We start from the raw sequence: 23,089 nt of genomic DNA on the forward strand, positions 1-23,089 counted from the left end.
ACGAAAATCACCGGTTTTGCCCGTGCAAGCGCTGCGTTAAATCGGTTAGCTCACGTCAAAAGCCGGTATTTTGCGATTTTCAGACCCGTTCCAGTTTGCGATGCGGCAGCGGTGGCAATTCAACAATAATCGCATCATCCGCCTTCACTGTGCCACCTGCAAGAACGATGGTCATGATGCCGGACTTGCGGACAAGTTCGCCATCGGGCGTGCGACCCAGCACGGCATCGAGAAGCCCGGTCTGGAAATTCTCTATCTGGGCGCAAGGGTTGCGCAGGCCTGTTGTTTCCAGAACAACCTCGTCGCCAATTCGGATCAAAGCACCCTGTGGCAGCCCCAGAAGATCGACGCCGCGCGTGGTGACGTTCTCGCCAAGATCAGCGGGCGCGACGTCAAAACCCTTTTCCGCCAGCTCGTCGAAAAGCTCGGCATGAATGAGATGCACCTGCCGCAGATTGGGTTGCGTCGGGTCGGCCCGTACGCGTGAACGATGCTTCACCGTCACGCCCTGATGGGCATCGCCTTCGACGCCAAGTCCTGTGACGATGCGGATTTCCGGCACGATCTGCTTTGAAAAACGATGCTCGCCATCCCGCGCCACAGCCACGACAATTCCACACATCACGTCCACCTCCCCTGACAGGATAAACAAACTTCGTTAGCCGCATTACATGGGTTATATAGCACCTGTATGAAGCTGTGGGGCAAGCACGTGAATCGCGACAATCAGGTAAAGACGGATTTCCGCTGGGGCATTTGGGGCACAGGCACGATAGCCGCCGCCTTTGCTGCCGATATTCAGGCAAGTACCGGAATGCGCGTTACCGCAGTCTGCTCGCGGACATCAGAAACCGCCGAAACATTCCGGCGACGTATCGGCGCCGACAAGGCGTTTGGCGATTCAGGTGAATTTCTTTCCGACGCGGATATCGATGCCGTCTATATTGCGACGCCCAGCGCCATGCATGTGCTGCAGGCCATGCAGGCAATCGCAGCCGGCAAGCCCTGCCTGATCGAAAAGCCGCTCTCGCTGGATGCTGCTGGCGCGCGGCAGGTCGAAGCTGCGGCAAAAGCAAAAAACGTCTTCGCCATGGAAGCCATGTGGAGCCGTTTTCTGCCAGCTATCCGCGCTACCAAACAGCATATCGATAATGGTCGCATCGGCACTGTGACACGCATCGAAGCCGATCTTTCCTATATCCGTGCCTACGACCCGCAAAGCCGCTTCTTCAGCCCGGACCTTGGCGGCGGCGCAGCATTCGATCTGGGAGTGTATCCGGTATCGCTGGCACAGTATTTTCTAGGTCTGCCAGATCACGTCGATGGTCGCTGGCAGCGGGCAAAAAGCGGTGTGGACATGCGCACCGAGTTCCAGCTTGGCTGGCAGGGTGCCACGGCCAGCCTCTCCTGCGGCTTCGACCGCGACGGCGAAAATCGCATGCTGATCGAGGGAACCAAGGGCACGATCCTGATCCACACGCCGTTTCTGAAAGCCCAGAGGCTGACCCTGTTTTCTGCCCTTGCCGCACGGTCGTCGCTCGGGCCGAACGGCGGTAACGGCCTTTTCGGCAAGGTGATGAACCGCCTGCCCCTGCCGGGCCGCACAATCGAAACTTATGCCTTTTCCGGCAACGGGCTGCAGTTTCAGGCCGAAGCGGTCCGCGATGCGGTGCACAGCGGCCAAATCTCCAATGCAATCATGCCGCTTGACCAGAGTGCAGCCGTAGCCGACATCGTTCGCAAGGTGCTGGCTAGAGCATGATTCCGAAAAGTGGGAACCGGTTTTCGGATAAAATCATGCTCAAACAAAAGTTTAGAGCGGGATAACGATTCAACTTAAAAACATCACGCTCTAAAGGTTAGAAGCTGCTTCTCATCCTGTAAGGCTGTGCATTCTCGCCAGCATTGTTCAAGGCAAGCGCGATTTCAGTGATATGCAGTGCCACATCACCGGAAAAGAACGCCTTGTCACCGGTCTGGATAGCGCGAGCCTGATCGGCAATGCCGCGCACGAAATCGATCTGCGAAGGGTACATCGGCAGCGACCGCTTGTCAGCCTTCGGATAGGACAGCTTCGTGCCGACGACCGGTTTCCATGACAGGAACTTGCCGATGCGCATTTCCAGAATACCGAACAGGCGCGCCAGAAAACGGCGTTTTTCTTCTGTGCGCTCAAGACGCACAGCCGAACGATTATCCCATAGATCTTCCACCACAATCGAGCCCTTGTCGGCAACGATTGTCAGGCTGCGGTCCTTCGGCATCGCAAGCCCGGATGTGAGGCGCGCCACCAGCCCCGACTTGAAAACAAGACAGCCAACTGAAAAATCGGGCGCCATGTGCAGATGTTCGGTCCCCGGCCCCTTGTTAGGAAAGGTTATGGCGGAAAATGCCGAGACACTCTCGACCGGGCCGAACAGCGACACCAGCCATGACAGTGCATAGCCTGCATGTTCCAGCGTGCAGCCGATCTCGAACTCATGCAGCCCCGGCCATGGTGCGCCCGACTGCGAACGCCAGGTCGACCATTTGTCACGAAACACCGGCCCGTCTTCCATTTCGGCATAGATAAGACGCGGCATACCGATGCCGTTGATCACGCTTGCGACCAGACGATAGGCCTCGCTGAGGCCATTGGCCGGGGCTGCCGCCAGCGTAAGGCCGGATTGCCGCGCAAAAGCGACCAGCGCTTCCGCATCGTCGTAATTCATCGCCAGCGGCTTTTCGGAATAGACATGCTTTCCGGCGACAAGCGCTGCATGCGAGATTTCAAAATGGCTTTCGGGCGTGGTCAGATTGACGACGATCTCCACATTCGGATCGGCCAGCACAGCCTCGAAACTGTCGTAGGCGCTAACTGAATAGTGTGCGCAGAACGCTTTCAGTCGTTCAGGTGAACGATCATAGACCCCGCGCAGCGTCAGCTCAGGATAATTACGCAGTGTGGTCATGTAATAATCGGCAACGAACCCGGTCCCGACAATCGCGATATTCATGTAGTGGCTCCGGCTACCCTTTTGTGAATGATGATTTTCGCGGTCAGCCTGAGGCCAAAGATCGCAAAGACGAGCGTCAGCCAGACCGGGTCCATGCGGCGAAAGAAAAAACTTTCCAGCATGGCATTCAACGTCCCGAAGAACACGATCATCAGGAAGAAATCCGCAAGCAGCAGATTTTCGCGCACCGGACGGCACCGCAAATAATTGACCAGCGGCATGACGATGATGACGAAGATGGCGCAGATCAGCGCCGGAATTCCCATTGATACCGCAATATCGAGATAACCATTGTGTCCATGCACGATGCCGCGCACATCCCAATCGAGATAGTATGGATTGGCCGCCTCTTTCACGATCGGCGTGCCCCAGAAGCTTTCATAGCCGAAGCCGATCCACGGGCGACGGGAAAGCGCCTCAACGGCAAAGGCCCAGATGGAAGTGCGTCCGGTGAAGGTGGGGTCGACATCGAGCTGCAGAACGAGCTGGTGCATCGGCTCAAACAGGACCGTGCCGAAAGTGAATAGTGCGAGCAGAAACTGGATCGTGAAGATCGCCACCGGTGCAAGGAAACGGAGACCGAAAATGCCGGGACCGATCACGAGAAGCATGGCGAGAGGCACCAGCGCCACCGTGGTCTTCGATCCGGTTTGCGAAACGAAGATCAATGCCGAGACCGCAATCAGAAAGCCGCTGACACGCCAGCCGCGCCGCCACAGATAGACACCGGCAAAGGCAAAGGCGGCCATGACCGGCCCGGCAATGTTCTTGTGTGTGAACACACCGCGCCAGAGATAGGCGTTCTGCGGTTCCAGCGCATCGGCGCCGTGTGTGCCGAGATTCGGTAGAAGAATAACGCCCGCATAGGAAATGACGATCACGATGGAAGCCACCGTGACCAGCATCGACGCATAAGCGTCGCCATCCTGCGGCAGGCTCAAAACAGCAATGACCGTCAGAATGCCGACCATCGTCAACAGCACACCGCGTATCGCAGTAGATGGATCGGGGCTTGCGAAAACAGAGGCGAACAGGAAGGCGAACATCAACAGCCAGCCGGGACTGACGATCTTGACCACTTTTTTCGGGTCGGCAAACATCGCAAGCGACAGAAGCGCCACCGCGCCGAGGCAGCCAAAACCAAGCTGGTTGATGACGTCACCACCGCCCGACGCTTCGCCATCCGCCGCCGCACTCAGCGGATTAAACGGACGGAACGAAATCAGCAGAATGCAGAATGTTATCGTGGCGATAACGAGCGCAATCGTGCGAATTGTCGCCCGCATGTCGGTTTGCGTCGCAACGTCGGAACGGGTGTCAGTTCTTGTCCGGGTTGCGGTACTGCTCATTCAGATATCCAAAATGGGCCATGACACGGCCCAGCCCGATATGGATGAAATAGGTCCCGACCGGCACGAAGCGCGCCGCGAAACCGCGCCGTACGGCCTTGATCGGAGAATAGCCGAGAAGAGCGAGGCTCTTCAAGAAGACGCGCACCTGGCCGAAAGGCTCGTTCTTGCGCTGGCGCTGTTCGATCAGCGTAGACAGAACGCCGTTGCGCAAGCCACGCGCCCTGATCCAGTCGTTCTCCAGCCGCCGCGCCGGAATGGTCTCGCGGACAATGCCTTCATTGCACCAGGCGATGTTGAAGCCCTTGGCCCGTGAGCGATTGATGAAATCTGAATCGCCGCCGCCGGTGAAGTTGAACTTCAAGTCCATGAACGGATAGCCGATGGCTTCCAACACCGGACGCGCAATCAACAGATTGCCGGACGAATAGATGATCGGAACCGGACCGGTCTTGTTGTAATGCGGCAGGAAGACGGGGTGTCTCGCCCATTTCTCCGCGCCCGGCTTCTCGAAGATCGGATATTGCGGGCCGCCAACGAGGCTGGCGCTATAGCGCTCCGCAGTGGCTACCATGTTTTCGATCCAGGCGGGATCAGCCAATTCATCGTCATCGATGACGATGACATATTTGAAGTTCGGAAAATAGGTCATCGCCGTCAGCCAGCCCGCATTATAGGCGTTGCAGTTGCCGCGATGGGATTCAACGATCAGCATGCCGGTATATTTTCCGGCCTCGAACTGCGGTGCCGCAACCTTGGCGCCTTCGCGGTCCTCCGCCTCGTTCTCGATCACCACGACTGCGAAACGGCGATTTGTGACCTGAGCGTTGAGCGTATCCAGCGTGCGGATGACATGTTCCGGGCGGCGGAACGTCGGTAATGTAACGACAACCTCGACTTCATCGAAACGAAGCCCAGGTGTTTTAGCAATTACTTCTATATGACTTGGTAAATCAGACATAAACGCTACCGGATATTTCGAACTTCTATATTTGCTTATCCGCCACTATTGAAAAACGTTTAAAGAAAAGTTCACCGCAGGGCTATAGACACTGACCAAAACTATCATAGAGCATCCCAGCCCGAGATGCTAAGGGTTTTAAGATGAATAATGCATTAGGAAAAGAATAAACGCAGCCCATGATTTTTCATGCCGTGCGCGCCAGAATGACTGTTCAGGAGTTGAATTGCCGTCCCCTCACCTTGTTTTCGTGACATCGATTGTTCCGCACGGAGTACCGACCACCGGCTATGAAGTGGCAAACGCCGCTGTGGTCGATGGCTTGCGTCGTTCAGGCGCAAAGGTGACCGTCCTCGGCTTCACATGGCCAGGTGTGAAGGCCGATGCCGCGGATACTGTCGTTCTGGGTGAAGTCGAGGTGCGAACCGAAGGCGCCGGCATCAGGCGAAAGATTGGCTGGGTGCTGAAATCCTTTCTGGCCGGGCTGACGGTTTCCTCGGCGAAGCTGCGGGTAATACCGGCTGAAACATTGCGCGCAGCCATCGCAAAGATCGGCCCTTTCGATGCCTATGTGCTGAACGGTGTCACCCTGCCCGGCGCGTTTGAAGACATCTTCAAGGGCAAGCCCTCGCTTTTCGTGGCGCATAATGTGGAATATCGCTCAGCAGAAGAAAATGCCGCCGACGCCGGAAGCTTCATCCAGAAGTTCCTGTTTGGCCGCGAAGCCCGTATTCTCAAAGGACTGGAAAGTCGTCTTATCGGGAACGCCCGTTTCGTCTTTACTTTTGCCGAGGATGACGGCCCGGCACTTGGACTTGGCCGTGATCGGTTTGCGACAATGCCCCTTGTTACGCCGGGCGGGATGCAAGCCGCACAGCAGCGGCCTGTCAAATACGACCTCGCTCTGATCGGCACATGGACTTGGCACCCGAACCGCATCGGTCTCGAATGGTTCCTGCGCGAGGTAAAACCGCATCTTCCCGACGATATTTCCATCGCGATTGCCGGCAACACGCCTGCCGATCTGATTGCGACATGGTCTGGCGTTGGGTCCGGTATCAATTTCGTCGGCAAGGTGCCCGACGCGACCGAATTTGTGGAAAGCGGCGCGCTCGTGCCACTTATCAGCCGTGCGGGAACCGGGGTGCAGCTCAAGACCATCGAGACATTCGAACTGGGCATGCCAAGTGTCGCCACGTCTCATTCCGTGCGCGGTATCGGCAATATTCCGGACAATTGCACCATTGCCGACGCCCCTCAAGGGTTCGCTGCGGCAATCGTCGAGCGCATTGAAAAGATAAGATCGGGGGATCGCCAGAGACTGGACGGCAAAGCCTTCACACGGTCACAAATCGAAGGCATGGACCGAGCAGTTGCCAGAGGTCTGCAAGCACTTCGTGGCGAAGAGAAAAATACGGACCAGGAATGATGCATACCGAAGATGTCACTTACCGCAATATTCTTGGCGTGAAGGTCGCCTGTTTCGACTGGAACAGCGCCTTTGCCTTTTTCGAGAACCGCATCAATGAAGACCGGTTCATGAAACAAGGCTGGCTCAACGCCAATAATTCCAACATTGCGGATAATGACTCGGCCTATCGCGCTGCGCTGGAGGATTTCCTGATCCTGCCAGACGGCGTGGGGGTCGATATTGCCAGCAAGGTCGCCTATGGCAGCAGGTTCCCGGCCAATCTTAACGGAACGGACTTCATTCCGGGCCTGCTGGAACACATGAAACGTCCGCTGAAAATCGCCCTCCTGGGCGGCGGTCCGGGCGTTGCGGCCGAAGCCGCGCAGCTTTTCAAACAGCAGATTCCACGACATGACTATCGCGTCATTTCAGACGGTTTCTTCAAGCCTGCCGATCTCGACGGCATTCTCGGTCAGCTCAAGGATTTTCACCCCGACATCTTGCTCGTCGCCATGGGTGTGCCGCGTCAGGAACTCTTCATCGACAAGCATATCACGGCGGAACATTGCACCGTAGCCAGCGCTGTCGGGGCGCTGTTCGACCTGCATACGGGTCGCGTACAGCGTGCACCGCAATGGGTGCGCAAGGTCCAAATGGAATGGGTGCACCGGCTATTGCAGGAACCGCGACGGCTCGCAAAGCGCTATCTCATCGGCAATCCCGTATTCCTGTGGCGCGTCGCCAAAGGCTGGATGAAGGGAGAACCCCGGTGAAAACCGCAATCGTCACAGCCAGTTGGGATCAGGATTTCGAGCGCTGTAAGCTGCTTTGCGAAACCATAGACAAATATGTAAGCGGTTTCACGAAGCACTATATCCTTGTCGACAGCAAGGATGTGGCCCTGTTTCGCAAGCTCGAAAGCGCGCACCGTGTCATCATCGATGAACGTGATCTGCTGCCCTCCTGGCTGCATGCCTTCTGGGACCCGACCTATCTGTGGCGCAGACGAGTGTGGCTCTCGCTCCGGACCAAGCCGCTGCGCGGCTGGCATGTGCAACAGTTACGCCGCATCGCACTTGCCGGTGCCGTCGAGGAAGACGGATTTCTCTATACGGATTCCGACACGGCCTTTCTGCGTCCCTTCGATTGCGGCACGCTTTGGCATGGCGAAAAGCTTCGGCTTTTCGTGCGTCCCAATGCGCTTGCCAATCCAGAATGGCCGGAACATCCGGTCTGGGCTGCAAATGCGGCAAAGCTGCTTGGTATCAAGAATGGGAAAAGCGGGCTGAACGACTATATCGGTCAGCTCGTCTCGTGGCGGCGCGACAGCGTGATCTCGATGTGCGAGAGGATCGAAGCCCATACCGGACAGCATTGGGTAGCAGCCCTTGGCAACATGCGCCGTTTTTCCGAATGCTTTATCTATGGCCGCTATGTCGATGACGTGCTGGGGGGCTCCGGCCATTACGCCGACACACATGATCTGTGCCGGATGCAATGGTTCGCACCGCCACCGAGCGAAGCGGAATTCCGCACTTTCATCGCCGAAATGGAACCTTATCAAGTCGCCATCGGCATGCAGTCCTTCCTCGGACTTTCCGTAGAAGATATCCGCAGGATCATAACTGTCTAGAGCATTTCCAGCAAAAGTGCGAAGTGGTTTTGCATTGGAAATGCGACAAAACAAATATTTAGAGCGATTCCGGCGATTCTGTTAAAATAGGAACTACTCTAAACCCGTTTTGCCGGCAAACGAATGCTCGTATAGGTGAAAACCAGCGACAGAAGATATAACCCGGCGAATACGACGTTGAGCCCGAGAACCCAGTCGTGGCTATCGACATAATTCACGAGCAGCAGCCAGACGAAGAATGCCTTCGCGGCCGTCATCAGTACCATGCTCAGTGTTCTGAGACCGGATTGGCCGCGCGCATATAGAATTTCGGTCTGGTATTCGATGAGATTGCGGAACCCCGGCACGAGCAACACGAGCGGTAACAACCCGACAATGGGTGCAACGCTTGAGCCAAGCGCGTTCGGGAATATCTGCAGGAACACGACCATCGCGCCGAGGCCCGCCACCGAAACGGCAAAGACTGCAAGCTCCAGCCCGGCACGGATGCGCAATGAAGACAGCATGTCAGGCGTGCGCATGAGCTTTTGCACCAGCATCATGTTGAAGGACCGCACCGGCAGGGCCGTCAGGTCGACAAGCCGCATGATGATCGCATAAAGACCTGCCGTCGCAGGTCCGCCGACTGTCAGCACAAGAAGCTTGTCGAGCTCGGCCTGAATATAGAACAGCAGTTCGGCCCCCATGACCGCAATCGCATCAGAAAGCCGCCGCATATAAAGCGCTGGTTTGAAACGAAGACGGATAGACGGAAAGAATTTCAGCGCCGTCAACAGCGCAACGCCATTGGCCGCCGCATACCACCACGCCCAATGGGCGATGTCATGAACACTCGCCAGCCACATGAACAGGACTGCCGCCACGGCGCGCGTCGCTGTCCCGAAAATCACCAATCCTGCCGATATGCCGAACCGGCGCAGGCCGTTGTTGACGATGATGATGATTTCTGTCGAACGCCAGAGCAAAGCCTCGGCAAACACCACAACCGCAAAAGGCAGAAACGAAATATCCCGGCTGAAAAAGGCAAAATAGACCAGCCAGGACGCCAGCGCGAACAGCGGCAGGGAAACTAGAATGGCGACGAGAAAACCAGCTGTATAGATACCGAGCAAGTGCGGTTTCACCGTCGATATGCGGTAAAGCGGCGAACTGAAGCCCAGCGAAACGATACGCGACAGAACCACGCCCGTGCCCGAGGCGGTCGCAAATATACCGAAATCACCGGTCGGCAATGTGTTTGCAAGCGCGATAAAATAAACGAGTGATACGACCAGCCTGCCAGCGGAACCCGAAAACAGGGACAGGTAATCACGCACCATTCCGGCATTATTGCCTGACAGTTTCCGGAGCGCTTTCGCTATCAACAGGGAGCCTCATCTATCATGGTCTGGTGCGCTTGCCGGTCCGTTGGAACGGGAGCGCAATATAGGGGTTTAGCTAAAAAGACTTAAACTCTTCTTTGCAAGCTCAAAGAGTAAACAAGCAAAAGCTAAAGTTGCAGATCCAAGGAATTGGCAGTTCGCTTCGACACTATTTTAACGTTTTGTTTTCTATAAAAAATTACATTCGGCCTTCAGGTGCGAGCTGACCGGAATCCGGTTTGGCATGCTTGAGCCTTGGCTTGTGAATTTCAAAGCAGCGGTTGAGACCGGAAACGGTTGAGACGGCTTTTAGATACGGACGATTTCGGCGATGAGCGATCATGAGGAGCGCAGAAAGGCGGGAGTTGAGAAACCTCTTCTCGCATTCTCCAACGCTCGCCCAGCTGGTCGCCCGACTAGTCGCCTTGACAGCGAAACCGTACCACCATGGACACCGCCTGCGACACCGGATGAACGCGCTGCATTCTTTCGCCAGCACGATCATGCCGCGCAGGAAACGCCAGAACCCGCAAAACCAGTTCTCGAAGAAGAACTGGATGATTCCGATGTCACCGAGCTTCAAAAGCGCATCGCGCTGATCGAAGCGGAGCTGGAACGCAAGGTTCAGGAGCGCGAACGCCGCAAGGCCGTAGTCGAAACTCCCGCTCCAACGCCTGAGTCAGCCCGCGAGCCTGTCCAGACACCGGTCCCGCGCGAGCGTCCTGTCATTGACAGACCTGTCCCGGATGCCGCGTGGAAACCGTTGATCGATCCGCGCATCGCTATAGACGTACTGCGAGGATCGCGCAGGCTCCTGCTTGTAAGCACGTTGCTGGGTGGTGTGATCGCCGCGTTCTATGCATTGTCCCTGCCGCAAATGTATGTCGCTTCGACCGATATTCTGGTCGATCCGCGCAATATCAAGACGGTGGGAGACGAACTAACGCCTGGTCAGCTCCCAACCGATGCGTCACTTGCCGTTGCGGAAAGTCAGGCGCGCATCATCGATTCCAGCAGCGTGCTGCTGAAGGTCATCGACAAGACAGACCTGACAAAAGACCCCGAATTCAACGGTACTCTGGTCCCGACCGGCATTGCCGGGCTGTTTGCGCAGATCAGGGATATGCTGTCGCCCAAAAAGATGAGCGACAGCCAGACGCTGCAAACCCGCGTTCTCTATAATCTGCACAAGAGCATCGCCATCGGTCGCGACGCCAAGACCTTCATCTATTCGATCTCGGTTAAAACGCGAGACCCGCAGAAATCGGCATCGCTTGCAAATACGATCAGTTCCGTTTTCCAGAGCGAGCTTGCATCACTGCAATCCGATGCCGCACGGCGCACCTCGGACGAATTGTCGAACCGTCTTGCCGATATGCGCGCCAATGTCGAACAAGCGGAGCGCGCAGCGGCCGATTTCCGCGCCTCGCACGATCTGGTCAATGTCGACGGCAAGCTGATCAGCGACAACGATCTGACGCGGCTCAACGACCAGCTGACCAACCAGCGCGCCGAAACGATGCGGCTTCAGGCCCGCGTGCAGGTGCTGAACAGTGCCACTTCCGACAGCGTGGTATCCGGGGTGTTGCCGGAAGACCTGCGCTCCAACACATTGACGGCGCTGCGCGCGCAATATGCGCAGGCGCGCCAGACGGCAAGCGGCCTTTCCACGCAGCTTGGCCCCCGCCATCCAGCGCTCATTCAAGCACAATCGCAGGCAAGCACGGTTTTAAACGACATCGATGCCGAATTGCGGCGCATCCGCTCCTCGCTGCAAGTTGAGGTCGCCCGGTCCGTACAGCAGGAAAAAGACCTGACCGCCCGTCTGGCGCAGCTCAAATCGCAGCAGGCAAACAATAGCGGTGATCTGGTGAAATTACGTGAACTTGAACGCGAAGCCACAGCGCGGCGCTCGGTCTACGAAGCCTTCCTCCTGCGCTCGCGCGAGACGAACGAACAGGAAGGTCTGAATACGGCCAATGTCAGGGTTTTGTCGGAAGCTCGCCCGCCGCTCGATCCGGCAGGCACATCACGCAAGCTGATCGTCATTGCCGGGCTGATTGCAGGCTTCCTTGCAGGCCTTGCAATCACAGCCGTCCGCAACTTCGGACGGCTGCTGCGTTTATCTTAATTCACGCGGACTGCTGCAAAGAGGTCTCAACGCGCGCCACCTTGCGCCCGCTGGCACGCAGAATGCCGTGTGCCCCGTCAAGATGGCCCGGTTTCAGCTCAAGCGCCAGAAAGCGACGCTTCTCATAAGGGCCGGGCATGGCAAGCTCGCCAGTCTTTTCAGCGGTGAAGCCGAAACGCTCGTAGTATTCCGGATCGCCGACAAGGATGATCGCGCCATGGCCGCGGTCTTTTGCTTCATCGATCGCATGACGCATCAAGGCCGAGCCGATACCGCAACCGGCAGCGGACGGATCGACCGCCAGCGGGCCGAGCAGCAAGGCAGGCACCGGAAAGCCGAAAGCATCGAGACCGGCATGAACATCCCACAGCCGCACAGTGCCTGCAAGCAATCCGTCTTCGCCAAGCGCGGCAAAAGCCAGACCGTCCGCAGGCAGGCGACCGCGACGCAGCTTCTCCGATGATTTCCGGCGACGACCTTCGCCCATCGCACGATCGAGCAGCGCTTCGCGCGCAAGCACGTACTCCAGCGTTTCGCCCGCTATTGTGAAAGCCGGAGCGACGACGGTTGCTGTATTTTCCTGAATTTCCAGAGTTGCATTCATGACATCTATCCCCGCAAAGCGGCAGCAGCACACCCCGTCCAGTGTTAGAGCGCAAGGCGCTCTAACTTTCTGCTTGTCGCATTGTCCAACGCAAAACCGCTACGCACTTTTGCTGGAAATGCTCTTGCAGCACCAGACGGATTGAGAGGACCATTCGGGACTTTCAAAGGTATGATCTAATCCGAAAACCGGTTCCCACTTTTCAGGATCATACCAAGTCTGAATGATCAGATGACGTAGGATCGGAGCGGTTCGAAGCCGTTGAACGCCACCGCCGAATAGGTGGTGGTATACGCGCCCGTACCTTCGATGAGGATTTCATCACCGATGGTCAGCGAGACCGGCAGCGGGTACGGCGTCTTTTCATAAAGCACGTCCGCACTGTCGCAGGTCGGGCCAGCCAGCACGCATGGTTCGGTTTCGCTGCCGTCATGCGGGGTCACGATCTGATAGCGGATCGCCTCGTCCATGGTTTCGGCGAGACCGCCGAACTTGCCGATGTCGAGATAGACCCAGCGCACATTGTCGTTGTCCGCCTTGCGCGAGACCAGAACCACTTCAGTCTTGATCACGCCTGCATTGCCAACCATGCCGCGGCCCGGTTCGATAATGGTTTCCGGGATACGGTTGCCGAAATGCTTGGACAGCGCATCGAAGATCGCCATGCCGTAAGCTTGAGCAGTTGGTACGTCCTTGAGATAACGGGTCGGGAACCCGCCACCCATATTGACCATGCGCAGAACAATGCCTTCGTCAGCAAGGGTGCGGAATACCGATGCCGCATCGCCGAGCGCGCGATCCCATGCGGTGAGGTCCGTCTGCTGCGAGCCGACGTGGAACGATACACCGTAGGAATCGAGACCGAGCGACTTTGCGCGGCGCAGAACGTCGATGGCCATCGCAGGCACGCAACCGAACTTGCGCGACAACGGCCATTCAGCACCTTCACCGTCCGTCAGCACACGGCAGAACACGCGGCTGCCGGGAGCAGCGCGGGCAACCTTCTCGACTTCTTCAACGCAGTCGACTGCATAAAGGCGAATACCCAGCTCGAAAGCGCGCGCAATATCGCGCTCCTTCTTGATGGTGTTGCCATAGGAGATACGGTTTGGCGTCGCGCCGGCTTCCAGAGCCATTTCGATTTCAGCAACCGAAGCGGTATCGAAGCACGAGCCGAGCGAAGCGAGCAGGCGCAGGATTTCCGGCGCAGGATTTGCCTTCACCGCATAGAAGATGCGCGAATAGGGCAAAGCCTTCTCGAAGCTTAGATAGTTGTCGCGCACGACGTCGGTATCGACGACGAGGCAAGGACCGTCTGGACGGCGGGTGTTGAGGAAGTCAATGATACGCTGCGTTGCCATGGTCGTTCTCCCGCACGGCTTATCTGTTGCCGCATCTAAGGGACAAAGTGTGCATGAACGCATCCGCCGTGAGGCCAGCCTTTGGAGGTGCTGATGTCACGCGAAAACTCATGCGGCGATGGAACAACGCTAGGTCCGCGTTACTCCGCTTTGTCTGCCTTGGATTGGAATTGGAGAACCGCATCCGCACTTCTGGCAATGAAGGTGTGCCTCTTCAGTAATTTCGGCTTTTGGACAGCCGAAAGACACTAGAAAGGCCCGCACCGTCGTTGCTTCAAGATGTCCTCGATCTGGCGGTTGGCCAACAGATCGACTGGAGCGGTTAGGTCCAGGTACCGTACCGAATTCCTCACCATTCGAGGATCGGCGGACACCCACAGGCACGTGCGACTTTGGGCAAGCGCGATATAAGCGCAAAGTCGTGTCCATTCAATGACAAAAATTTCTTCGGACGAATTTATTTTTAGTCGCATCGCATTGAACGACATGCTTGCCCTTGTTCAATATTAGTGAAACATTCTCGGCTCGAACCCACCTCGAAAGAGCGTAAACAACCCGTTAATTGCTGCATGTTGTGAACAATGGCCAGTTTCGATCCCTTCAACGCGATCATTGCAAAACCCGAAAACTCACCCGTTCACGCGCCGGACGGACTGCTTAAAGGTGAGCGGCTGGCCGTAAAAGACATTTATGACGTCGCCGGAATGGCAACCGGATGCGGCAATCCGCAGATCGAGGCCGAATCACCTCGAGCTGAAAGATCGGCTCCCGTGGTGGAAAAGCTTCTCGCTGCAGGCGCCGAATTTGTCGGCAAGGCGCAGACCGACGAACTTGCCTTTTCCCTGATGGGGCAGAATTCGCATTTCCCCTATCCGATCAATCCGGCAGCACCGGATCGCGTTACCGGTGGCTCATCGTCCGGTTCGGCTGCGGCGGTGGCCGGCAAGCTTGCCGATATTGCGTTCGGCTCCGACACAGGCGGCTCCATCCGCGCGCCTGCAAGCTTTTGCGGCCTGATTGGCCTGCGCACCACCCATGGCCGTATTCCGCTCGAAGGTATCATGCCGCTAGCGCCCTCGCTCGATACGATTGGATGGTTTGCACGCGATATCGACCTTTACGAACGGGTCGGCTCTATCCTGCTTGGCGACGACGCCCGAGAATTCAGGCTGTCGCAACTGCTCTATATGCCGGTTCTGGAACAGCTTCTCCTCGGCCAGGAAGAAACAGACGCCTATCGCGCCATGTTTGCAGAAGTGCGCCCGCAATTCATGACACTCAAGGCGGCGAGCCAGCCGACGCTCTCGATAGACGAACTCTACCTGGTCTTCCGCCACATTCAGGGCGCGGAAGCCTGGGCGACGCATGGTGACTGGATTTCTTCGGGTGATCGCAAGCTCGGTCCCGGCGTCGCGGACCGTTTTGCCTTCGGTGCGGAAATGGCCGCTGATCTCGTTGCCAGCCAGCGTGTGCGCCGGGCACAATTCACGCAGGAACTGGAACAGATTATCGGAAATGACGCCGTGCTGGCATTGCCGACCGTACCGGGTGCTGCTCCGCTGGCAAAAGAGCCTTTCGAGACCTTGCAGGCCTATCGCGAACAGGCTTTGCGCCTGCTTTGCCTTTCAGTGCTTTCCGGCTTGCCGCAGATCACATTACCTTTGGGACAGGTGCAGGGCGCACCTTTCGGCATTTCCTTCATCGGACCACGTGGCAGCGATCGGGCGCTGATCGCGCTGGTCAAAAACATCATCGGGAAGCGGGGCTAGACCATGGACACCCTCACACGTATGCGCGCCTTCATCGACGTGGTCGAGGCGGAAGGCTTTTCCGCCGCTGCGCGAAAAATCGGGCGCTCCAAGGCACTCCTTTCCAAATATGTGCGGGAACTGGAAGACGAGCTCGGCGCACGGCTTCTCAACCGCACAACCCGTCAGTTCTCGCTGACCGAAGCCGGGCACACCTACTATCACCGCGCAGTTGAAATCATTCGCGAGATCGACGCGCTGCAAGATGCCGTCAGCGAAACCAGTTCAGATGCGCGCGGGCGCATCAAACTGTCGGCCCCGCGCACTTTTGCCGATGCCGTCATCGGCCAATCACTGATCGACTTCTGCCTCGCGCATCCGGAAATCGTGCTCGACGTGCGGCTGGATGATCGCTTTGTCGATCTGGTGGAAGAAGGCTTCGATCTTGCGATCCGCATCACGCGCTTGCAGGACTCTTCTCTCATTGCCAAGCGCCTGTCACCGTTCCATTCTATCCTGTGCGGCGCGCCGGAACTCATTGCCCGCGTCGGCAAACCCGAACGTCCCGAGGATTTGGCTGACCGGCCCTGCATCATCGACACCAATGCACGCTCGCGCAACAACTGGCATTTCCGCAATACCGATGGTTCGATGATGACGGTTCCCGTCAACGGTCCGATTGAGGTGAACAGCCCGGTCGCCACCAAGAATGCGGCACTCGCCGGGCTCGGCTTCTGCATGCTGCCAGCATTCATTGCCGAAGAAGAAATCGAACGCGGCAGGCTCGTCGCCTGTCTGGACGAATTCATCGTGAAGGATGGCGGTATTTACGCCGTCTATCCGCATCGGCGCTATCTGCCGGCAAAAATCCGTGCATTGGTCGATTTTCTGACCCAATGGTTCAAGGAACGGGAATAGAGCGCATTCCGAAAAGGGTGAAACGGTTTTCGGGACTAAGATGCACGATAAAACAAGTAAAGCGTCCCACTTTCGCCGCCTTCGGGCATAAGCGTGATCTAATGGAATTTTCTATGGTGGTTTTGCCCTGGCTCAAGCGTCGTTTCATCCAGTCTGCCGCAATTGCATTGCTGGCCGGATGTTTGCCAACACTTGCGCTCGCTCACCCACATGTCTTCGCTGAGGCGCGGCTGGAGCTTTCCATTGCACCCGACGGCACCGTACAACAGCTTGCGCATGTCTGGCGTTTCGACGATGTTTTCTCTTCGACCGTTCTGATGGAATTTGACAAGAATGGCGATCTGCAACTCGACAAAAACGAGCTGATTGACCTCGGCCATGTCATCAATGGTTCAATTGCCGAATTCAAATATTTCCAGACCGTTCTGGACGACGGCAAGGACGTGAAAATGGCAAGGCCGACCGATCTTGCCGCAGATTTCGTCGATAATCGTCTGCTCATCATTTTCACGAGCAAGCCTGAAAAGCCGTTGCAACTCGCCGCTGGCCACAAGGTCAGCTTCGGTGTCTATGACCCCACCTTCTATACCGCCATTGATTACATGAATGACAGCGATCTGGTTGTAAAAGGCCTGCCCGCAGGCTGCACCTCCAAAGTCGTGCGGCCTGATCCGGATGAGGCACTCGCCCAGAACCAGGCGACACTGACCGATGCTTTCTTCAATGACCCCATGGGCACGGACATGTCGAAAATATTCGCAACCCGTCTCGAAATTGATTGTGAGCCGAAAGGAAAGACAGGCTGATGAGAAAACCGGTTACCTTCATTCTAACCCTTTGCCTTATGATGATCGTTGCGCAAGCCTATGCGCAATCATCGCTCGGCATTGGCGCGAATGAGGTGGCGATGAAGCCAACCGGGCCGTTCGCGCATATCATTCTCTGGATGAACGAGCAGCAGCGCTCGTTTTACCTCGCCATGACCAACGCACTGAAAGCCATGCGCGAAGATCCATGGCAGGCTTCCGTTCTGGTCGGACTTTCCTTCGTCTACGGCATTTTTCATGCGGCAGGGCCCGGCCACGGCAAGGCCGTCATCTCCTCCTATATGATCGCCAATGAAACGGCGCTCCGGCGCGGCATCCTTCTGTCGTTCATTTCATCGCTTTTGCAGGCGATCATGGCCATCGCCGTGGTTGGCCTCGCATGGTTCATGCTGCGCGGCACCGGCATTTCCATGAACCAGACCGCCCGCTACATGGAAATTGCAAGCTTTGCGCTTGTTCTGTTTTTCGGCCTCTGGCTTCTGGCGCGCAAACTGCCGCTGCTTTTCAAGAAGCAGGACAATGCAAACCCCAGCCCGGCCTCATCGCTTTTTTCAGCAGCACCTGAACCGGCAATGGCTTCCGGTCGGGCATGGCAGGGCAGTATTTCGCAAACCACGCGGGCGGCAGCGGTCGGAACCACGGTAAAGCTCAATTACAAACCTGCAGCCACCAAGGCATCGGATCATATCTTCATCGGCGAAGGTGATGTGTGCGCCGCCTGCGGCAATGCCCATATTGCCGATCCATCGACGCTAGGCGAAGATTTCAACTGGAAAACGGCTTGGTCGGCGATTTTGTCGGTGGGCCTGCGCCCCTGCTCGGGTGCGCTGATCGTGCTCACATTTGCGTTGTTGAATGGCCTGATGGTCGGCGGGCTTCTCTCGGTTTTCGCCATGGCGTTCGGCACATTCATCACCGTCGCTGTTCTCGCCACGCTGGCCGTCACTGCAAAGAACACGGCACTCAGATTTGCAGGCAGCAATGCCATGTCGGGTCGGCTGAAGGCGGCAATCGAAGTCGCCGCCGCCCTGTTCATCGCGCTGACAGGGGCGCTTTTACTTAGTGCTTCGCTGGTTGGTTAATCCTTGTTCTGACGGCGCGAGCGCAGCCAGAAAATGGCGAAGAAGCCCAGAACGAAAACAATCGGGAAGATGATCGCCGCGATTTGTGAGCGTTCGCCCAGCGCCAGCATGATGCTGGGCACGAAATAGGCAAGCACCCCGAAGCCGATCAGGATAATGGCAGCGGCAATTGCCGGGTTGCTCTTCTTACGCTCAGCCAAGATCACGAAACTCCTCAAGCTTCTTCTTCTGCTGACCGTCACTATCAAAGTTTTCCGGCGCAAGCCATGCCTGATAGGCTTTCTTCAAGGCAGGCCATTCGCTGTCGAGAATGGAAAACCACGCCGTATCGCGGTTCTTGCCCTTCGCCACCATATGCTGGCGGAAAATTCCCTCGAACGAAAAGCCGAAACGCTCGGCAGCCCGCTTGGAAGGTTCGTTTTCGTTGTGGCACTTCCATTCGTAGCGGCGATAACCAAGCTCGTCGAAAATATATTGCATGAACAGGAACTGCGCTTCGGTGGCGGCAGGCTTGCGCGAAATCAGCGGCCCCCAATAGATGCTGCCTATCTCGATAACGCCATGGGTCGGGTCGATGCGCATCAAGGTCTGGCGTCCGGCAACCTTGCCGCTTGCCTTGTCGATGACAGCGAAGAACAGCGGGTCTTCGCTCTTCGCCACCTTGTCCAGCCAGGGCTCGAATTCGTCTCGGGTGGCAGGCGGAAATTCGAACAACCATTTAAAGCGCTGATCTGCATCATTGACCGACGAAGCGGCGAAAAGTTCGTCCCCATGCTTCTTCGGGTCCAGCGGTTCCAGCCGCACATAACGGCCTTCAAGCACTTTGCGTTCCGGCTTGGGGCGCGGCGTCCAGTTCTGCAAATCAGTCATGCATATTCTCCTATTCGCCAGAGACAGGAGCATAAAAGAGGCGGGGCGAAAACCGGATTATTGTCCCTGTGTCATTTTTCCCGAATAGCCGCCCGATCAACCGAAACCGCCTTTACCAGCGCAACTACATGGTCCCCCGATCGCAGCGCCAATTCGTCAACCGAGCGCCGCGTCAGCCGTGCACCAAGACGACGGCCTTGAAAATCGAGCGAGACATGCGCATTCGGCCCTTCGTCGGCTTCGATGCCCGTTACTGTAACCGGTAGCACGTTGCGAATGCTGATCTTCTCCGGCGCCTTGCGCGCTATGGAGACGTCACGTGCTCGCACGCGCAGCCGCACATGCATATTCTGTTTTAGCCCTGCATCGCTGAGCTGGAACGACGCGCCGCCAAGATCAATCTCCGCCAGCTTGTAGCGCTCGTCATAGGACAAAACCATCCCCTCCAGCAGCACGCCGCCGCCCTCGCCCTCTGCGTCGATCAGCGGAAAAACATCCGCCGCCGCACCGCTTGCCGTTACCCGGCCAGCAGACAGAAGCACGATTTCATCGGCAAGCCGTGCGACTTCATCGATTTCATGGCTCACATAAACGATCGGCACATGGCTTTCATCGCGAAGACGCTCGATAAAGGGAAGGATTTCCTGCCTGCGCGCATGATCGAGCGAGGAAAGCGGCTCATCCAGCAAAAGCAGCGCCGGATCGGACAGCAGTGCCCGGCCAATGGCGACACGCTGGCGCTCGCCTCCGGAAAGCGTCGATGGCCGCCTGTCGAGAAGATGGTCGATGCCGAGCAGCGCCACAACCTCATCGAAGCTGCGTGTTGTCTGCCTGTGGCCTGCCCAGCGTGCATAAGTCAGGTTCCGCTTCACGCTCATATGCGGGAAAAGCCGTGCTTCCTGAAACACATAGCCGATGCGGCGCTTTTCCGGTGGCAGATTGACGCCTTTGGCAGCATCGAACAGCGTGAAATCACCGACCGCAATGCGTCCGTGTTCCGGGCGCAAGGTTCCGGCAATCATTTTCAGAAGCGTCGTCTTGCCCGCACCCGAATGACCGAACAATGCGGTCACGCCCCAGTCGGCTGCGAAATCAGCTTCAACAGGAAACCTGCCATTGCGGCCTGTAATCGAGACAGAAAGCCCGCTCATTTCGTTGCTCCTGCAAGCCTGCGCTGCAGCCATTCGGAAAGGACTACGGCCGCAATCGAGATCGCTGCGGATATGGCAATCAAACGGAATGCCTCGGCATCGCCGGATGGGGTCTGCATCAGGGCATAGATGGCAAGCGAAAGGGTCTGCGTTTCGCCTGGAATGTTGGATACGAATGTGATCGTGGCGCCAAATTCACCCAGCGCCTTGGCAAAACCAAGCACTGCGCCTGCCAGCACCCCCGGCAGCAGAGGCGGCAGAATAACCGTGAAGAAGGCTGTGAACCGGTTGGCACCAAGTGTGCGCGCCGCTTCTTCAAGCCCGCGATCAAGCCCTTCTATCGAAAGCCGGATCGGGCGAACGAGCAGCGGAAATGCCATGACACCGGCAGCAAGTGCGGCACCCGTCCAGCGAAAAGCAAAGGAAACGCCGAACCATTCCTGCAAAGGTGCACCAAAGGCACCCCGCGCGCCAAACAGGACCAAAAGCAGATAGCCCGTGACCACCGGCGGCAGGACCAGCGGCATGGTGACGATGGCCTGCGCCAGCGACTTGCCCGGAAAATTGAACCGGGCAAGAATCCAGCCAACGATAAAGGCAACCGGCAGAGCGACAATGATGGCTATTCCGGCAACCCGGAGCGACAGAGACACAATCTGCCAGACGTTGCCCTCTATCATTTATTCGGCAGCCTCCGCAGCGCCTACAAAGCCCTTATCCTTGATGATCGCCTGGCCGGCATCGCTGGTCAAGAAAGCTAGGAAAGCCTTGGCGGCATCGGTTTCGTTCTTCGCAACAAGCGCCGCCGGATAAAGGATCGGTGCGTGGCTGGTCGCCGGGAAGCTATAGGCTTCGACCAGTTCCGGTGCTGCGGCACGGTCCGATGCGTAGACGATGGCGGCCTTCACTTCCGCCCGGCTAACATATTGCAGCGCAACACGTACGTTCTCGGCGAAGACTGCATTCTTCTCGACATCCTTCCAGATATCGAGCTTTTCAAGCGCTGCCTTGCCGTATTTGCCCGCCGGGACATTCGACGGATCACCCATGGCAAAGCGACCGGCGCTCAAAAGCTCCTTGGCCTCACCCTTCGGCGTATCCTTCTGCGTTGCAATAACCAGCGCATTGCCAGCGATGACCTTGCGCGAAGCCTTGTCGATGGCATCGGCCTTTTCGACATAATCCATCCAGTCGAGATCGGCGGAAATGAAAATCTGGGCTGGTGCACCCTGCTCGATCTGCTTGGCAAGGACCGACGAAGATGCAAACGACGCGACCACTTCAGTGCCGTCCTTGGCCTTCATCTGCTTGGCGGCTTCCTCGATAACGTCCTTCATGCTGGCAGCGGCGAAAACAGTCACCTTTTCGGCAGCGTGAGCGACTGAGGCTGCACCCGCAGCAAAGGTGATGAGAAATGCGGCGATCAGTTTTTTCATAAATGTCCTCCATATTGCCCGTAGCAACGGACAAAACCATCATCCGCCGGAAAACCGGCGTTGTTTCTGTGCGAGCATGGGAGATTTCCTATGCCCCGACTTGCGATGATGGGTGTGATGGAGGCAAACGCGACCCGGATGCCGTCAAACCCTTGATGCACGGGCGTCCATGCAAAAGCCGCCCAAAATTCCGTAACGAATTCAGATCGTTCCAGAACCAGAGCCACCATAATGCGGTGAAATCTGTTTGACCAGCCCTATGAAGGGCGTGCGGCATCAGCTACCGATGTGTTTGTGCGCCCCGCGCAGTTCGGCAAGCTTCACCTGCTTCTGGCGTTCCGCATAGCGGGCGCGATCTTCCGGTGTGCGCTCGTCATAGCAACCGGCACAGGAAACACCTTCCTCAAAAAACTGCGAAAGCTTGTCTTCAGGCGTGAGCGGACGACGGCAGGCGCGGCAAAGCTCAACATCGCTTTCAGCAAGCCCATGGCCCACTGCCACACGCTCATCGAACACGAAGCACTCGCCGTTCCACATGCTCTCCTCACGCGGGACTTCTTCAAGATACTTCAGGATGCCACCCTTGAGATGAAACACATCATCGAAGCCCAGTCCCTTGACGAAGGCCGTCGCCTTTTCACAGCGAATACCGCCCGTGCAGAACATGGCAATTTTCTTGCCTTCCAGCTTGTCGCGGTTCTGCTCGACCCACTCGGGAAACTCGCGGAATGTCTTGGTCTGCGGATCAAGCGCCCCTTCGAATGTGCCGATCGCATATTCATAATCATTGCGCGTATCGACAACGACCGTGTTTTCGTCGGCAATCAGAGCATTCCAGTCCTGCGGCGCGATATAGGTGCCAACACTTTTTAGCGGATCAATGCCATCGACACCCATTGTGACGATCTCCCGCTTCAGCCGCACCTTCATGCGATGGAACGGCATCTCGATCGCATGGGAATATTTGAGCTCCGGCTGAGCCAGACCGGGAACAGCTGTGATGTACTGGACGAGTTTATCAATCGCCTCGGCAGTGCCTGCAACGGTCCCGTTGATGCCTTCCGCCGCCAGAAGCAGTGTTCCCTTGATGCCAACCGAGCAGCAAAGCTGCGCCAGCGGCTCGCGCAGGCTTTCATATTGCGGGAGCGGCGCAAAGCAATAAAGGGCGGCAACGGTGAAAGGCAAATTGCTCATCGGTTCTGTCTTCTTTGAAAATTTAACCCGCAACTAATCCCCACAAACGGCGAATT

General features: G+C 57.0%; 22 protein-coding genes. 9 read left to right on the forward strand and 13 right to left on the reverse strand.

Annotation, left to right across the window (positions count from 1 at the left end; translation table 11 throughout):
• Positions 1-79 precede the first annotated feature (79 nt).
• Positions 80-622 carry an MOSC domain-containing protein gene (locus MKS82_RS23655; protein ID WP_109988846.1) on the reverse strand — a complete coding sequence of 181 codons (543 nt, stop codon included), beginning with the start codon at positions 620-622 and terminating at the stop codon, positions 80-82.
• 90 nt (positions 623-712) lie between these two features.
• Between MKS82_RS23655 and MKS82_RS23660 the strand changes: the two genes are divergently transcribed.
• The gene (locus MKS82_RS23660) at positions 713-1,762 is read left to right on the forward strand and encodes a Gfo/Idh/MocA family protein (RefSeq protein WP_109988888.1); all 1,050 of its coding nucleotides are present in this window, start codon (positions 713-715) and stop codon (positions 1,760-1,762) included.
• 97 nt (positions 1,763-1,859) lie between these two features.
• Here MKS82_RS23660 and MKS82_RS23665 read toward each other — a convergent pair whose 3' ends face one another.
• From MKS82_RS23665 to MKS82_RS23675, 3 genes are read right to left on the reverse strand one after another with little or no spacing between them, the layout of a single operon-like run.
• Entirely contained in the window at positions 1,860-2,996 is a 1,137-nt protein-coding gene (locus MKS82_RS23665; protein WP_109988847.1) for a Gfo/Idh/MocA family protein, read from the reverse strand.
• Positions 2,993-4,345: an O-antigen ligase family protein gene (locus MKS82_RS23670; protein ID WP_109988848.1), complete on the reverse strand. Its 1,353-nt coding sequence runs from the start codon at positions 4,343-4,345 to the stop codon at positions 2,993-2,995. Before MKS82_RS23670 ends, MKS82_RS23665 begins: the two co-directional genes overlap by 4 nt.
• A complete protein-coding gene (locus MKS82_RS23675; RefSeq protein WP_109988849.1) occupies positions 4,314-5,306 on the reverse strand; it encodes a glycosyltransferase family 2 protein in 993 nt (330 codons plus the stop codon). The genes MKS82_RS23670 and MKS82_RS23675 overlap by 32 nt, the downstream gene beginning before the upstream one ends.
• A 226-nt stretch (positions 5,307-5,532) precedes the next feature.
• Between MKS82_RS23675 and MKS82_RS23680 the strand changes: the two genes are divergently transcribed.
• The 3 genes from MKS82_RS23680 to MKS82_RS23690 are packed head-to-tail and all read left to right on the forward strand — an operon-like array spanning position 5,533 to position 8,350.
• Positions 5,533-6,735 carry a glycosyltransferase gene (locus tag MKS82_RS23680; RefSeq protein ID WP_109988850.1) on the forward strand — a complete coding sequence of 401 codons (1,203 nt, stop codon included), beginning with the start codon at positions 5,533-5,535 and terminating at the stop codon, positions 6,733-6,735.
• Positions 6,732-7,490 (forward strand): WecB/TagA/CpsF family glycosyltransferase, encoded by a 759-nt coding sequence (locus MKS82_RS23685; RefSeq protein WP_109988851.1) that lies wholly within the window; start codon positions 6,732-6,734, stop codon positions 7,488-7,490. Before MKS82_RS23680 ends, MKS82_RS23685 begins: the two co-directional genes overlap by 4 nt.
• Positions 7,487-8,350, forward strand: a complete 864-nt coding sequence (locus MKS82_RS23690; protein WP_181394316.1) for a DUF6492 family protein — start codon at positions 7,487-7,489, stop codon at positions 8,348-8,350. Before MKS82_RS23685 ends, MKS82_RS23690 begins: the two co-directional genes overlap by 4 nt.
• Positions 8,351-8,448: 98 nt before the next feature.
• On the opposite strand, the gene MKS82_RS23695 is transcribed toward MKS82_RS23690, so the two are convergent.
• A complete protein-coding gene (locus tag MKS82_RS23695; protein WP_109988852.1) occupies positions 8,449-9,714 on the reverse strand; it encodes a lipopolysaccharide biosynthesis protein in 1,266 nt (421 codons plus the stop codon).
• A 328-nt stretch (positions 9,715-10,042) separates the two neighbouring features.
• On the opposite strand from MKS82_RS23695, the gene MKS82_RS23700 reads away from it, so the two are divergent.
• On the forward strand, positions 10,043-11,842 hold the full coding sequence (locus MKS82_RS23700; RefSeq protein ID WP_240579365.1) for a GNVR domain-containing protein: 1,800 nt from the start codon (positions 10,043-10,045) through the stop codon (positions 11,840-11,842).
• A 1-nt stretch (position 11,843) separates the two neighbouring features.
• Here MKS82_RS23700 and MKS82_RS23705 read toward each other — a convergent pair whose 3' ends face one another.
• Both MKS82_RS23705 and odc2 read right to left on the reverse strand, forming a co-directional pair.
• Entirely contained in the window at positions 11,844-12,446 is a 603-nt protein-coding gene (locus MKS82_RS23705; RefSeq protein WP_109988854.1) for a GNAT family N-acetyltransferase, read from the reverse strand.
• Between the two features lie 227 nt (positions 12,447-12,673).
• Positions 12,674-13,807, reverse strand: coding sequence for an ornithine/lysine decarboxylase (gene odc2 / locus MKS82_RS23710; RefSeq protein WP_109988855.1), 1,134 nt, complete (start codon positions 13,805-13,807; stop codon positions 12,674-12,676).
• Between the two features lie 581 nt (positions 13,808-14,388).
• Between odc2 and MKS82_RS23715 the strand changes: the two genes are divergently transcribed.
• The 4 genes from MKS82_RS23715 to MKS82_RS23730 all read left to right on the forward strand — a co-directional run bounded on the left by MKS82_RS23715 (position 14,389) and on the right by MKS82_RS23730 (position 18,382).
• On the forward strand, positions 14,389-15,576 hold the full coding sequence (locus MKS82_RS23715) for an amidase (protein WP_109988857.1): 1,188 nt from the start codon (positions 14,389-14,391) through the stop codon (positions 15,574-15,576).
• Between the two features lie 3 nt (positions 15,577-15,579).
• Positions 15,580-16,473 carry a LysR family transcriptional regulator gene (locus MKS82_RS23720; protein WP_061347625.1) on the forward strand — a complete coding sequence of 298 codons (894 nt, stop codon included), beginning with the start codon at positions 15,580-15,582 and terminating at the stop codon, positions 16,471-16,473.
• A 101-nt stretch (positions 16,474-16,574) separates the two neighbouring features.
• A complete protein-coding gene (locus MKS82_RS23725) occupies positions 16,575-17,279 on the forward strand; it encodes a DUF1007 family protein (RefSeq protein ID WP_109988858.1) in 705 nt (234 codons plus the stop codon).
• Complete coding sequence (locus MKS82_RS23730) at positions 17,279-18,382, forward strand: nickel/cobalt transporter (protein ID WP_109988859.1); 1,104 nt, start codon at positions 17,279-17,281, stop codon at positions 18,380-18,382. Before MKS82_RS23725 ends, MKS82_RS23730 begins: the two co-directional genes overlap by 1 nt.
• On the opposite strand, the gene MKS82_RS23735 is transcribed toward MKS82_RS23730, so the two are convergent.
• The 6 genes from MKS82_RS23735 to trhO form a co-directional block, all read right to left on the reverse strand.
• Positions 18,379-18,588, reverse strand: coding sequence for a hypothetical protein (locus MKS82_RS23735; RefSeq protein WP_010660689.1), 210 nt, complete (start codon positions 18,586-18,588; stop codon positions 18,379-18,381). The genes MKS82_RS23730 and MKS82_RS23735 overlap by 4 nt on opposite strands.
• Complete coding sequence (locus tag MKS82_RS23740; RefSeq protein ID WP_109988860.1) at positions 18,575-19,252, reverse strand: GNAT family N-acetyltransferase; 678 nt, start codon at positions 19,250-19,252, stop codon at positions 18,575-18,577. Before MKS82_RS23740 ends, MKS82_RS23735 begins: the two co-directional genes overlap by 14 nt.
• Before the next feature lie 71 nt (positions 19,253-19,323).
• A complete protein-coding gene (gene modC / locus MKS82_RS23745; protein WP_109988861.1) occupies positions 19,324-20,403 on the reverse strand; it encodes a molybdenum ABC transporter ATP-binding protein in 1,080 nt (359 codons plus the stop codon).
• Positions 20,400-21,083 (reverse strand): molybdate ABC transporter permease subunit, encoded by a 684-nt coding sequence (gene modB / locus MKS82_RS23750; protein WP_109988862.1) that lies wholly within the window; start codon positions 21,081-21,083, stop codon positions 20,400-20,402. The genes modC and modB overlap by 4 nt, the downstream gene beginning before the upstream one ends.
• The gene (modA, locus tag MKS82_RS23755) at positions 21,084-21,839 is read right to left on the reverse strand and encodes a molybdate ABC transporter substrate-binding protein (RefSeq protein WP_109988863.1); all 756 of its coding nucleotides are present in this window, start codon (positions 21,837-21,839) and stop codon (positions 21,084-21,086) included. It abuts the gene before it with no gap.
• A 276-nt stretch (positions 21,840-22,115) separates the two neighbouring features.
• Positions 22,116-23,033, reverse strand: coding sequence for an oxygen-dependent tRNA uridine(34) hydroxylase TrhO (gene trhO, locus MKS82_RS23760; RefSeq protein ID WP_109988864.1), 918 nt, complete (start codon positions 23,031-23,033; stop codon positions 22,116-22,118).
• Between the last annotated feature and the right edge of the window lie 56 nt (positions 23,034-23,089).

Source organism: Ochrobactrum sp. A-1 (genome assembly GCF_022488005.1).
GTDB lineage: Bacteria > Pseudomonadota > Alphaproteobacteria > Rhizobiales > Rhizobiaceae > Brucella.